The sequence below is a fragment of the Mucilaginibacter aquaedulcis genome, from assembly GCF_030409325.1.
In the GTDB taxonomy this organism is placed as follows: Bacteria; Bacteroidota; Bacteroidia; order Sphingobacteriales; family Sphingobacteriaceae; genus Mucilaginibacter; species Mucilaginibacter aquaedulcis.
This window is the reverse complement of record NZ_JAUFPR010000004.1, coordinates 40,007-52,699: the sequence shown is the minus strand read 5'-3', so window position 1 is coordinate 52,699 and position 12,693 is coordinate 40,007. Positions and strand designations below refer to the sequence as shown.

11 protein-coding genes are annotated in these 12,693 nt (G+C 43.2%); 2 read left to right on the top strand and 9 right to left on the bottom strand.

From position 1 onward, the window contains the following. Window positions 1–45: 45 nt before the first annotated feature. The 6 genes from QWZ01_RS18530 to QWZ01_RS18505 form a co-directional block, all read right to left on the bottom strand. Window positions 46–1,470 (bottom strand): DUF4097 family beta strand repeat-containing protein, encoded by a 1,425-nt coding sequence (locus QWZ01_RS18530; RefSeq protein WP_290325894.1) that lies wholly within the window; start codon window positions 1,468–1,470, stop codon window positions 46–48. Beyond that, window positions 1,451–2,017 (bottom strand): hypothetical protein, encoded by a 567-nt coding sequence (locus QWZ01_RS18525; protein WP_290325889.1) that lies wholly within the window; start codon window positions 2,015–2,017, stop codon window positions 1,451–1,453. Before QWZ01_RS18525 ends, QWZ01_RS18530 begins: the two co-directional genes overlap by 20 nt. Next, complete coding sequence (locus QWZ01_RS18520) at window positions 2,014–2,472, bottom strand: RNA polymerase sigma factor (RefSeq protein ID WP_435404567.1); 459 nt, start codon at window positions 2,470–2,472, stop codon at window positions 2,014–2,016. Before QWZ01_RS18520 ends, QWZ01_RS18525 begins: the two co-directional genes overlap by 4 nt. A gap of 258 nt (window positions 2,473–2,730) precedes the next feature. Beyond that, complete coding sequence (locus QWZ01_RS18515; protein ID WP_290325887.1) at window positions 2,731–3,258, bottom strand: AAA family ATPase; 528 nt, start codon at window positions 3,256–3,258, stop codon at window positions 2,731–2,733. A 63-nt stretch (window positions 3,259–3,321) separates the two neighbouring features. Continuing rightward, a complete protein-coding gene (locus QWZ01_RS18510; protein ID WP_290325885.1) occupies window positions 3,322–4,617 on the bottom strand; it encodes a M20/M25/M40 family metallo-hydrolase in 1,296 nt (431 codons plus the stop codon). A gap of 6 nt (window positions 4,618–4,623) precedes the next feature. Then, the gene (locus QWZ01_RS18505; protein WP_290325883.1) at window positions 4,624–6,441 is read right to left on the bottom strand and encodes a M61 family metallopeptidase; all 1,818 of its coding nucleotides are present in this window, start codon (window positions 6,439–6,441) and stop codon (window positions 4,624–4,626) included. A 107-nt stretch (window positions 6,442–6,548) separates the two neighbouring features. Between QWZ01_RS18505 and QWZ01_RS18500 the strand changes: the two genes are divergently transcribed. Continuing rightward, window positions 6,549–6,860 carry a hypothetical protein gene (locus QWZ01_RS18500; RefSeq protein WP_290325880.1) on the top strand — a complete coding sequence of 104 codons (312 nt, stop codon included), beginning with the start codon at window positions 6,549–6,551 and terminating at the stop codon, window positions 6,858–6,860. A 104-nt stretch (window positions 6,861–6,964) separates the two neighbouring features. Here QWZ01_RS18500 and QWZ01_RS18495 read toward each other — a convergent pair whose 3' ends face one another. Beyond that, window positions 6,965–8,497, bottom strand: a complete 1,533-nt coding sequence (locus QWZ01_RS18495) for a serine hydrolase (RefSeq protein ID WP_290325878.1) — start codon at window positions 8,495–8,497, stop codon at window positions 6,965–6,967. A 106-nt stretch (window positions 8,498–8,603) separates the two neighbouring features. On the opposite strand from QWZ01_RS18495, the gene QWZ01_RS18490 reads away from it, so the two are divergent. Next, window positions 8,604–10,790 (top strand): S9 family peptidase, encoded by a 2,187-nt coding sequence (locus QWZ01_RS18490; RefSeq protein ID WP_290325876.1) that lies wholly within the window; start codon window positions 8,604–8,606, stop codon window positions 10,788–10,790. Between the two features lie 75 nt (window positions 10,791–10,865). Here QWZ01_RS18490 and QWZ01_RS18485 read toward each other — a convergent pair whose 3' ends face one another. Beyond that, the gene (locus QWZ01_RS18485) at window positions 10,866–11,279 is read right to left on the bottom strand and encodes a single-stranded DNA-binding protein (RefSeq protein ID WP_290325873.1); all 414 of its coding nucleotides are present in this window, start codon (window positions 11,277–11,279) and stop codon (window positions 10,866–10,868) included. Between the two features lie 24 nt (window positions 11,280–11,303). After that, on the bottom strand, window positions 11,304–12,353 hold the full coding sequence (gene mutY / locus QWZ01_RS18480; protein ID WP_290325871.1) for an A/G-specific adenine glycosylase: 1,050 nt from the start codon (window positions 12,351–12,353) through the stop codon (window positions 11,304–11,306). Window positions 12,354–12,693: the final 340 nt, after the last annotated feature.

Below are 12,693 nucleotides of genomic sequence, written 5' to 3'. Positions count from 1 at the left end.
CGTAAATGGCAGAGGTTTGCAAATTTGTGTTAAATATGAAAAGTTTTAATCAAAACTCACACTGCCGTAACTGGTGTTTATGGTGATGGTTTTATCAGAGCCACCTTTGCCTAAATGGCCTTTATAGTTTTTGGTTGGGTTAAATCCCTTGTCGCCATCGGCAGGTGTTTTGCTGGTAATGCTCAGATCGCGGCTGCCGTAGTTAAAGCTGCCATAGCGCACGGTTACATCAAAGTTTGAATTTTGATCGCCGCCGAGCCCCAGTTTTACGCTGGAGTACGAAGCGTTAACGGCAAGGTTTTTCACATTTTTATCTACCTCATCTATATTTAAATTACCGCTGAACTTTACGTTGATGTTGCCCGATGTGGTAATCTTGCCAATTTTTGCAGAGCCGTAGCTAATGTCGGCGTTAAGCTTGTTACACTCGCCAAGGCTCAGGCTTCCATAAGCCACATCCAGATCGCTGCCGTTAAGGGCACCGATGGTAGCGCTGCCATATTTTACGCTGATCTGGTTAGCCGGATTGCTTAACGCTTTGGCTACAAGACTACCGTAGGAGTTGTTGATGGTCAGTTTACCATCCAGGTCAGGAAGGTTGGTGCTGCCATATTTGTTGCTCAGGTTCAGCGCGTTTTTTGAAGGCATATACACCATGTAGTTCACCTCAATTTTGCGCACATTGTTGTGCTTACCGCCAAATAACGACCATGAGTTGTTATCATCATTATTTGTGTTGATACTGGTTTTAAAGTATACGTTTGATCCATCCTTGCTATCCCTGATAGTTACGTTATCTAATAGTTTTTGCGCTTTGTCCTCATCATTTGCTCCCACCTTGATCTGTACATCAACCTTTACCTCGTTTTTAGTCCAGGTGTTCACAGTTATTTTACCGAAACGGTTATCCAGATTAATGATGTCGTTACCATCAACAGTGTAGCTTTTGCTGTAACTTTTAACTTTTTCAACACCATCATCACTTTTTGAATTGTTAACGTCGGAGTCATTATAGCTATAAGTAAAGTCGGTATCAAAATCCTTAAAACCCAAAGCTATTTGCGGAGCAATATTGGTGCTGAAGTTATAAACGTAATCCTTAATGCTATCGTTCAGTGTAAAGTTGAAGTTCTTTAAGCTATCAAGCCTGAAATTGAGGTTTTTATTCATTTTGAACTGCATCTGCTTGTTTAAATTTTTCATGTGCAGTTGCATTTGTTTTTGATGCTGCATATTAATGCTGGCCATTTGCTTTTGCAAAGCCTTCATCTTTACGTTAAGTTCCCTCATTTTTTGCTGAAAGGCTTTCGTGTCTTCTTTGCTCATGCCTTGCAAAGGAGCCATTTGAGGCATAGAAGGAGGAAGCTGAGGGGCAGGAGGCTCCGGAACTTCTTGTGCAAAGCTCATGGTATTAATGGCAAGCATGACCATTAAAGCAAGCACCGGCCGTTTAAATATTTTTGATTTCATTTTTTTGATCTTTTTTCATTTGGTTGTATTGCTCTATTACACTCAATTGTTGATTAAGCACCTCGGTTTGTATTTGCAAGTTCCGGATCATTGCACGTAAAACACGCTCCTGGTTGGGGCTGGTGGCCAAATCATTATTTAGTCTTTTATAGGTCGAATCCATTTTAGCTATTTCGGCGCTAAACTCTTTGTACAGCTGTGGGTCGGCTTTGGCTACTGATTTGAGTTCGGTCAGTTTAGTTTCAACAAGCGATGCGTAATGCAGCTGTTGTTTAGCGTATTCGGGGTTTATGGCTGCAAAATCAATTCCTTTTGCGCTTTTTTGAGTTTGCAGATATATACCGAAACCGATGCCCATGATCAATACCACCGATGCCGCGACCCGAAGCACGAAAGAAAGAGAAAAAGTTTTTGTTTCCGGCTTTTTTGGCAGCTCCTCCTGCATGTTGAGGCTTTGCTCAATTTTGCTCCACAGATCTGCCGATGGTTCAACCTCTTCAAATTCCTCCCTGTTGTTTTTAATGAAATCTTCAAATCGCTTGCTCATAATTCTGTTCCTTTCCTTTTTAAAATCTCCATTAATTTTCTTTTAGCTCTCAAAAACTGGGTTCGTGAGGTGTTTTCTGATATATTTAATATTTGACTAATTTCTTCATGATCGTAACCTTCAAGCAGGTAAAGCGACAGTACAACCCGGTAACCATCGGGCAGTTGTTTCATGCCTTCTTTAACCATAGCCACCTGGTACTGGATATCATCCTCGTCCTCGTTCTCTTCCTCGGGAATGTTTTCCAGGTGATCGCCTTCCAGCTCAACCAATTCGAGCCGGCGTTTGCGGAGCAGGTTTATAGACCGGTTAACAACTATTTGTTTGAGCCATAAACCAAAGGTGGTATCCTGCCTAAAATCTTTAACCTTGTTAAAAGCATCCAGAAAAGCCTCCTGCAAAACATCTTCAGCTTCGCCAATGTTGCCCACAATCCTAAAGGCAACGTTTAACATTGCTTTAGAATATAACCGGTACAACTGGTAACAGGCTTTTTTGCTCCCCTGCTTGCATTCAACCACTAGGTTGTAATGTTTATCGATGTATGTGGCTTCCAAATTCTGATCAGGCTTCAGACTAAATGACGCATCATTTTCTGCAACGTTGCATCAATGTGAAAAATAATTTGTTTGAACTTAGATTTTTTTGTTCATACATAATTAAATATCCCTGAATTTATATGGAAATGTTGACTATCAGAATTGTAAGGGGTGTTACAAAGCAGCTAAAAAATCATCTATAGCTTTTACGGCGCTGTCATATCTGTCTTGTCCGGTGCCTGATATAACTACATAGCGTGCCTGCAGATTATCAAGTTCCTGGAGCCAAACATTCATGAAATGTTCGCGCAAATCGGGGAAATTACGCAGGGGATCATCCTGCCAGGGCAGGTCGATATTGAGCAGGAGGTACAGGTCATAAGGGTGTTTGGGTAACTCGTCCAGCACCTCTTGCGGGGCTTTGCCAAACATTTGATCGCTCCATATTTTTACGGTGATAAAGGTAGTATCGCAAATGAGGAGTTTATTGGCCCGGGGCAGTAGTTCGGCCTCTAATGCCAGCTGCCCGTGAAACATATTGATTTCATCCTGCCATGTGCATGGTTCGGTAAGCTTTTCGCAGTAACCGCGGGCAAATTCGGGTACTGCTATGGTATGGTAATGAGCTGCCAGATAATCAGACATGGTTGATTTTCCGGTTGATTCGGGACCTACTACTGCTATTTTGGGTATGTTTTTCATGGGGATATAATGCAAAAGAGACGCATATCATGCGCCTCTTCTACGTTGTTTGTAACGTGTATTTTATTTTTCGAGCTTAGGTACCCTTGTAGGAGTATCCTTGCCCGAAACAATGGTGCGTGAGCTTAAAGCTATGGCCCTGATGGTCGACGTAATGTTATTAACGTCGAGCGAGCTAAATTCGTCTTTTACGGTATGGTACAATTTATCGATATCTATCTGATCTGTTGATATGGTATGTGCCGGTACACCTTTTTCTGCTAAAGACGCGTTATCACTGCGGTAAAACAAATCCTGCTCCGGATAAGGATCCGGGTGAAACTCAAACGCGGTTCCTTTAAGGTTTTGCTGCAATATAGTGCCAAAGTTTGAACGGTCGAACCCGGTTATAAAAGCAGAGTTTTGACCGAATTTGGATGCCTTGCCAATCATCTCGATGTTAAACATGGCTACAACTTTATCCGGGTTAACCTGGGTAGCAAAATATTGTGACCCGTACTCGCCGATCTCTTCAGCAGTAAAGGCCACGAAGATAAGTGTACGATCATTATTGTTCAGCTTTTTGTAGTACTTAGCCAGTGAAATTACCGCTGTAGTACCCGAAGCATCATCATCGGCACCGTTGGCAATGCTATCGCCCTCCATGGGTTTAATGATGCCTAAATGGTCATAGTGACCGGAGAACACCACAAATTCATCGGGTTTGGTTTTACCGGGGATAATGCCGGCAATATTAAATAAAGGCAGCTCTTCCGATTTGCCTTCGTAGCTAACCTCAAATGATTTTACGCTGTCAAACTTTCCAATTACAAATACAGAAGCCTGGTTGTTATCGGTTTTAAAACTCGCGCTACCGGCCAAAACGTGTTTACGCACGCGGGCAAAGGCTGCCTGAAAACGAGGATCGACCAGGAATAGTGTTTTTTTACCGCTTTTCGCACTGGCAAGGTATTCCTGTATAAAGTTTTTTTCGGGACCTATTTGTACTACCTGCACATCACTGTTGTTTGACCAGTTGAATGATGCTCCGGCTGCTGCAAAGACGCTATCTGTTGGTATAGTACGGCCATTTACTGTAGCTGATACTTTAACAGGCGTTGTACGTATCATTGTGAAATTCTGACGATAGCCTGTATTACCTGCCAATGGTTTTAAGCCAGCCTTGGTATACTCGCTTTCAATAAACTGGGCGGCTTTTTCAATGCCTGGTGTAAATGTGGCCCGGCCCTGCATATCATCGGCACTCAGGGTTTTAATGATGCGGGTTACATCGTCCTGGCTGATGAGCTTATTTACATCCTGCGCAAAGCTGTATGCCGAAATTGCCATGAAGGCAACGGTTGCTAAAGTTTTTTTCATTACCTGTTATTTGATTTTTGATTGTAACCAGTTATTGCGGAATGTTTCCTGATCTTTTGTTAATTGTTTACCTGCTTTTTCAAAGGGAACTACTTCCAGCATTGGGCTTTCTTCCAGTGTTACTGTGGTTTCATGCGCGCCCGTGCGGTTTTTATAATTTACACTGATTTTATCGCCAGGCTTTTTACCGGCAAGTACATCACTAAAAGACTTTGGATCGGTAATGGTTTGGCCATCAGCTTTTAAAATAATATCACCCGCATCAAGCCCAGCTTTGTAAACAGGTGTGCCAATAACGGTGCTTGAAAGGATAGGCAAACCCTCGGCTCCGGCAGCGCGTTGCTGCCCTGCCCGGCCTCTGCCTGGGGTTGATGCCAGTGAGCCTGCCCATGCCTTACCTGGTTGTGCCTTGCGCAATACTAAACCTGCTTTGCTCAGCAACTCCTCGTAATTGTTTTTATCCGTACCGTAAATAAAGCGCTTAAAGAAATCGGCAGCAAACTTAGGGTTGTTGGTAAGTTTAGCCAGATCAGTTNCCTGGCGCATATAATCATCAAGTGTGGTGTTAAACTCGCTGCGCAGGCGCAGATCAAGAGCCAAAGCTATAGCACCGCCGTAAGTATAATAACTGGTAAAATCGTTTACGTTATTGTTAGGATCGATAGATACGCCTGCATCAGCAAATACCGAATAACGGCTCATTTGTGTTGCCGGGTAATTTGCAGCGCCGGGCGTATTCAAAATCTGGTTTACCAGGCCGGCAAGTGTGCGTGAATAATCATCAAGCGAGTTAAAGCCCGAACGGGTAAGCAGTAATTCGCCATAATATTGGGTAAAGCCTTCGGCAAACCAAAGTTCGCTGCTCATGTTGGCCTTTTCAAAGTTAAAGGGCTCCAATGATTTTGGGCGGATCCGTTTCACGTTCCAGCTGTGGAAGTACTCATGCGAAAATACTCCTAACAGATTGGTTTCATTACCGGCGATTTTTTCAACCGGGATAACAATACAGGTAGAGTTGCGGTGCTCCATACCATCGCCTGATGTAGTAGGGTATATATCGGCCAAAAAGGTATATTCACCATAGTCATAAGCTGGCAACTCGCCAAAAACGCCCTTTTCTTCCAGCGTCATTTTCTGAACCATTTTGCCAAAGTTGTCAACCACACTTTGGTCATCATCTGAGTGTATGCTTAAATTGATCTTCTCGTTTTTGCCATTGTTTGCAACATTCCAGCTGGTTACTTTATAGTTAGAAAGCTCGGTAGGGCTATCCATCATGTACTGCATATTCGGCGCGCTGTAAACGTTGGCACCTTCGTGTTTTAGCTGGGAGGCAACCTTCCATCCATATTTATCAAGATCGTTAAATTCAAATTTAACAGGCCGTTTATCCTCGCCCAATACCCACATAAAAGCAGCAGGCATGTTCAGGTGGGCATGGCTGGGCTCAATGCTGGCATAGGTTCCATCTGTCCAGTTAGCAAACAGGGTATAACTTATTTTAACATTAGCAGGGTGAGGGCCCACTTCATAAACATCACCTTCAACTTGGTTAAAGGGTAGTGGGGTGCCTTGAATATCGGTTACTTTAACATTGTAGATATTTTTGCCAAACTCATGTGTGGCATATCGCCCGGCAGATGAACGGCTCATGCGAAACCTTAATACATTTGGAGCGTTGGGTACAGTCATCACGATCTCTGCTTCATGATGCTCGGCATTAGGGAACGATACGGAGTAATAAATTGCCTTTTGTTGATCCTGCTGAGCAATAGCAGCAGATGCAAATAAGGCGGTAATAGTAATTAAGAATAGTTTTTTCATGTAACCTGATTAGTAGCGCTGAAATTACGATTATTCAAGGAAATATTATTAGCCTACCAGCTTTTGGGGGTGCTAATGACCCCGGTTTCCATCAATACGGATTAATTATGCGTATCTTTAAAGAAATTCCTCAACATATGATCCTTTTTTCAAGACGAAATTTGCATTACACCGATTATAAATGGAGCATATATGGCCAGAATGATCCGCGTGTAAACGGCAAACCCGATTCGACCCCGTTTACCAGGGAGGAGGGCAATGAGATGGTTTACCTTATTAATAAACTCATGATACTTTGGGATTACCGTTTTGCCAATACGGGCAATAAAATGGAAAAACTTATACATGATAAACTCCCGCCCGAAATTACCCTGCAGCAAGAAGTTCAGGAATGGCTTAAAGCTAATCTGAAGTTTTAATAGTTTTGAGTAGTGAGCTTTCAGTAGTGAGTTTAAAATTTTATTAGAAAAAGAGTTATTTTCAAACTCAAAACCCATTACTGAAAACTCAAAACTAAAAGAAACTACTCCTTTTTAAACTCATAAGGGTTACGCTCTATAAAATCGGCTACTTTAACCTTTACGCTGCTTACCTGTCCGTTTTGAACCGTGAACGGAAATACTGCTTTGCCCAGCGTAGCATCAGAAAAAGTTACATAAAACCGGTTGCCGCCCAAAGGCTGTAGCTTGGCAAACATGGTTGGGTGGTGCTCAAAACGCATTTCCAGGTCATTGTTTTCGCCCTGGGTAACGGTCATTGTGCCATAAATGCCGTTGGTGTATTTACCGGTGTAGGCATTAGCAGGTAATGCAGGACGAAGGTTTAATAGTACGGAATCGCGCAGTTTTTTATCTTCGGCTTGCTGGGTGCTTGCGCGTGTTTTAAATTCCTTTAAGTACTCATCACTGTAATTGCGATAGCCGCGACCAAAGTATGCATCAAGAATTTCCCAGCGCAAGGCCTCAAAAAACAGGTTTTGATCGGTATTGGTTAATATCACAATGCCCAGGTTATCCTGAGGTGAAAGAGTTACTGATGACAGATAGCCGTTTACGCCTCCATCATGCATAACAAGCCGGTGGTTGGCATAATCCTGAATAAACCAGCCAAGCCCGTATAGTTCAAAATTATTTTCGCCATTTAAATGAAACTGGCTGCCTACAATATCCTGCGGTTCGCGGGTAGCTTGTATGGCAGCTTGCGGTATAACCTGGCGGTTGCCTACCTTGCCGTTGTTTAATAATGCCAGTACCCATTTACTCATATCACTTGCCGATGAGCTGATGGCTCCAGCAGGGGCAAGGCCGTCTATCTGGCAATAAGGTATGGCGGTTAACCTACCATCTACCAGGGTATGCGGTGCGGTACGGTTAAGTGATTTAGGCAGATCTTTAGACAGGGCCAGTGAGTTGGTCATTCCCAGCGGAGCAAAAATGGCTTCCTTAATATAGGCCTCCCATGATTTGCCCCCGGTTACCCGCGGAATGATCTCGCCGGCTGTTAAAAACGCGGCGTTGGTGTATCCCCACTTGGTGCGGAAGGCATAAGGTGCTTTAAGTTCGCCTAATTTGGCTATAATCTGTTGACGGGTAAGGTTAGTATTATAAAAAGTAAAATCGCCCTGAAAGGTTTGAAAACCCAGGCGGTGGCAAAGCAGATCGCGCACTATGGCCTCCTGACCCGCCAATTTGTTTTCCAGCTTAAACTCGGGGATGTATTTGGTTACCTTATCATCAAGCGAAAGTTTATTGTTGGCCTGCAACATGGCCAGCGCGGTAGCGGTAAAGGCCTTGGTATTACTACCGATCATGAACAGGGTGTTTACATCCACGGGGTTTATGAGGCCGAGTTCCTTTATGCCATAACCCTTTATCAGTACTATTTTATTGTCTTTTACTATACAAACCGCAACGCCGGGAACGCGCCAGTTGGTAAGGGCGCGGCTTACATAAAGGTCAAGACTATCTTTTATAAACTTGCTCCGGTCGAGATGTTGGGCTTGAGTTATCGTGATAAATGAAATGGAAATAAGTAGTAAAAAGAGTATTTTTTTCATTACACAAAATTTTTAGACGCTTGAATGTGCTAATTTAATGCAAAATTTACGGCGGCTTTGCTTAATTATTAAATGAAGCCGCAATCTAATTAAAACAACATCGGATATGAATTTTTTTCGTTCGGGATCATTATTCCTAACAACTGTATTGCTCATTTTGGCTGGCTATACAGCAAATGCACAAAGGGCACCCCAACACTGGACTAAGGACGGTTACCAGTATTACAAAATTACTGACGATGGCATCCGGATACTGGACACTCGTGATACCAGCAAAAAAACACTATGGATAAGTAAGGAAATGCTTACCCCGCAGGGGCAGCAATATATAGGTGTTAAAAGGTTTACTTTATCGGCCGATGGTCAAAAGGTGCTCATCAACAACAATACCAAAAAGGTATGGCGTTATGATACCCGGGGCGATTATTGGGTATACGACACCGGCACCAAAAAGCTTTGGCAACTGGGTAAAAGCCTGCCAGCATCATCGCTGATGTTTGCTAAATTTTCGCCCGATGGTTTAAAGGCTGCCTATGTGAGCGGACATAATATTTATGTGGAAACACTGGCCGATGGTTCGGTTAAACAATTAACCACCGATGGCAGTACTAAGCTGATCAACGGTACCTTTGACTGGGCTTATGAAGAAGAATTTGGCTGCCGCGATGGCTTCCGCTGGTCGCCCGATAGCAAATCGATAGCTTACTGGCAAATTGATGCCACCAAAATAAAAAGCTACCTGATGTTGAACACTACCGATTCTATATACCCATATGTGGTGCCGGTTGAGTACCCGGTTGCCGGACAGGACCCAAGTTCATGTAAAGTGGGTGTGGTAGATATCAGCACTGGGAAAATCAATTGGATAAACACCCCGGGTGATGCTGTACAACACTATATACCAAGAATGGAATGGACACTGAACTCCAACGAAATTATCCTGGAGCAGCTTAATCGTGCCCAAACCGAAAGCCGTGTATTTATCGGTAATGTATCTAACGGAACCACCCGCATGATACGCGAAGAAAAAAGCAATGCCTGGATTGATGGAAAAGAACGCTGGAACGCCGGCGACCCAAGCGGATGGGAGTGGATTAATAAAGGCAAGGATTTTTTATGGGTGAGCGAAAAAGATGGCTGGAAACATATTTACCGCGTTAGCCGCGAGGGTAAAGAAAGCCTGATAACCCCGGGCAATTACGATGTGATCAGCATTAATTTAATTGATGAGGCATCGGGCTATATTTATTTCATAGCCTCGCCGGATAATGCTACCCAAAAGTATTTATACCGCATTAAAATTAGCGGAGGTACAAAGCCGGAACGTGTTTCGCCTGCGGATGAACCCGGAACGCATAGCTATGATATTTCACCAAACGGTAAGGTAGCCCTGCATAATTTTTCGAACAGTTACACTCCTCCGGTGAGCGAGGTTGTTACCCTGCCCGAGCATAAGCACATCGGCGGCAATGTAGTGACCTTAAATAAGGATGCGAAAAATAAAACCGAGTTTTTTAAGGTAAAAACGGTTGATGATATTGAAATGGATGGCTGGATGAAAAAGCCAACCAATTTTGATCCGCATAAAAAATACCCTGTTGTATTTATAGTTTATGGCGAACCGGCCTCGCAAACCGTTACCGATACCTGGGGTGCCGGCAATAACAGGTTGTACGCAGGCAGCATGGCCGATGATGGATACATCTACATGTCGGTTGAAGGACGCGGTGCCCCGGCCCCTAAAGGCACGGCATGGCGCAAGGCTGTTTACAAGAATATCGGCATTGTGAATATCCGCGATCAGGCAATGGCTGCAAAAGAGATACTGAAATGGCCATTTGTTGATTCAACACGCATAGCCGTTCATGGTTGGAGCGGCGGTGGTTCATCAACGCTTAACCTGATGTTTCAATATCCTGATATTTACAAAACAGGTATAGCTGTGGCCGCTGTTGGCGATCAATTAACGTATGATAACATATACCAGGAGCGTTACATGGGTGTGCCTGTTGATGCCGAAGGCCGTGCTGCTTTTATCAAAGGCTCGCCGGTTACTTATGCCAAAAATCTGCGCGGCAACCTGTTGTACATACATGGTACAGGCGATGACAATGTGCATTATAAAAACGCTGAGGAGCTGATCAACGAGCTGGTGAAATATAACCGCCAGTTTGAGTTAATGTCATACCCTAATCGTACACACAGTATTTCGGAAGGAGAGGGCACCAACCTGCATTTAAAAACCTTATTTACCCGTTACTTAAACCAATATTGCCCGCCGGGTGGCAGATAAACAGACGAAAGTAAAATGCCCGTAATCACTTACGGGCATTTTTGTTATATGATATGGGATTAAGTAAGGTTTTTATCAATAGGCAGAATCATTATCAGTTGTTCCATTAAAATAAGTATCGGCAGATTTAGGAAGTGTCCGGGAATCGCCATCAAAATCACTTTTGCGGCCAAGCAGGGTAAAGTTTTCTGCTACCACCTCGGTAGTGTATTTTTTAATGCCTTCCTTGTCTTCAAATGAGCGGGTGCGCAGCTTGCCCTCTATATAAACCAGGCGGCCTTTCTGTAAATATTTGGCAGCCATATCGGCCAGTCCGCGCCACATTACAATGTTGTGCCATTCGGTTTGCTCAACCTTGCGGCCATCCTTATTATAGGTTTCAGAAGTAGCCAGAGGGAAACTGGTTACCGATACCCCACCCTCTAAACTGCGCGTCTCCGGATCTTTACCCAAATGACCTACAAGTATTACTTTATTAATTCCAGACATGCCATAAAATAACGGATAATTATTTTATAAATTAAAAATATTTTCTACTAATATAAAAATGGCTTTAGGCAATGCGAAACTATGCAGGTTTTCAACAGATGAATAAAACCAGTTTGGTTGCAATTTAAGAGGCTTTGAAGGTGTTTTTATGAGCCGTAAAAACAGACGCTGGTGGGTAAGTATATGCTTGTGAACAGGGATCAAACTTTCGGATAATTCAATATCGGGCCCAAAAATCTCTTTAACCTGCGGCAAATTCTTTAGTTCATGAATAGGCATTAAAGTGTCGGTTTCAACCAGCGGGAGGTCGTACATATTAGCCCAGATGTCTTTATCGCCCCTTTTATTCATTAAAACGGTATCGCCATCGGTTACTAAAAAATAATTTAAAAAGCGCTCACGCACTTTTACCGTTTTTAATTTAACGGGTAAGGCAGTAGTTGCGTTATGCGTAAAAGCGTAACAATTTAAATGAACTGGGCAAATTCCGCAGCCCGGATTTTTAGGCTTGCAAAGCATAGCGCCAAACTCCATCATGGCCTGATTATGCAAAGCGGGGTTTTTCTTATTAAGAAAATCGTTAGCGAGCGATTGAAAAATTTTTTTACCCGTGGTGGAGTTGATCGGCTCATAAATACCCAGGTAGCGGGCAAGCACCCGATAAACATTGCCATCAACAACGGCTTTGGCCTCATTGGCTGAGAATGATGCGATGGCCGCTGCCGTATATCCGCCAATACCTTTAAGTTTGATGAGCTCATCATAGCTGCTCGGGAAAACACCGTTATATTGCTCCTGTACCAGGCGGGCTGTTTTAAGCATATTTCTCCCGCGGGAGTAATAGCCCAAGCCCTGCCATAACTTAAGTACTTCATCCTCATCGGCAGCGGCAAAGCTGCTTACATCAGGGTAACGTTCTAAAAAACGGTTAAAATAGGGAAGACCCTGTTCAACGCGGGTTTGTTGCAAAATTATCTCCGAAAGCCATATGATATAAGCATTTGTGGTATTTCGCCAGGGCAAATCGCGCTTGTTTTCAAGGTACCATTGTACCAGTTCGTCGGTAAAGTTCATCAGTGTAAAAGTACGGAGGGTTATAGTTAAAAGTTTAAACGTTTTTTTATATGCCGGTGTGCAACATAAAATTCACGGATCAAGTATAAGTTCTGGAACGTTTTTAATAAGGGGGGATGAAGGCCTTTACCGGCAATTTTGAACAGGGCGTTCAGGCATTTTTTGACACCTCATGGTGTATTTGGTACAGGGTATGGCTTCGGTGTGTTTGCCTTTAATTATTAGTAATTTACCCTATACTTTGTAACGATAATGTACGTTTTACATTGGTAATAAAAAAAAACAGACAAATATTTCGCTCTTAAAATATAAAGCGATACTTTTGCAACCCCAAAACAGT

Coding starts and splice junctions, on each gene's coding strand:
- QWZ01_RS18525 (WP_290325889.1), bottom strand. CDS start 2,017: ATGAGCAAGCGATTTGAAGATTTCATTAAAAACAACAGGGAGGAATTT.
- mutY (WP_290325871.1), bottom strand. CDS start 12,353: ATGAACTTTACCGACGAACTGGTACAATGGTACCTTGAAAACAAGCGC.
- QWZ01_RS18495 (WP_290325878.1), bottom strand. CDS start 8,497: ATGAAAAAAATACTCTTTTTACTACTTATTTCCATTTCATTTATCACG.
- QWZ01_RS18485 (WP_290325873.1), bottom strand. CDS start 11,279: ATGTCTGGAATTAATAAAGTAATACTTGTAGGTCATTTGGGTAAAGAT.
- QWZ01_RS18520 (WP_435404567.1), bottom strand. CDS start 2,472: ATGTTAAACGTTGCCTTTAGGATTGTGGGCAACATTGGCGAAGCTGAA.
- QWZ01_RS18510 (WP_290325885.1), bottom strand. CDS start 4,617: ATGAAAAAAACTTTAGCAACCGTTGCCTTCATGGCAATTTCGGCATAC.
- QWZ01_RS18530 (WP_290325894.1), bottom strand. CDS start 1,470: ATGAAATCAAAAATATTTAAACGGCCGGTGCTTGCTTTAATGGTCATG.
- QWZ01_RS18515 (WP_290325887.1), bottom strand. CDS start 3,258: ATGAAAAACATACCCAAAATAGCAGTAGTAGGTCCCGAATCAACCGGA.
- QWZ01_RS18500 (WP_290325880.1), top strand. CDS start 6,549: ATGCGTATCTTTAAAGAAATTCCTCAACATATGATCCTTTTTTCAAGA.
- QWZ01_RS18490 (WP_290325876.1), top strand. CDS start 8,604: ATGAATTTTTTTCGTTCGGGATCATTATTCCTAACAACTGTATTGCTC.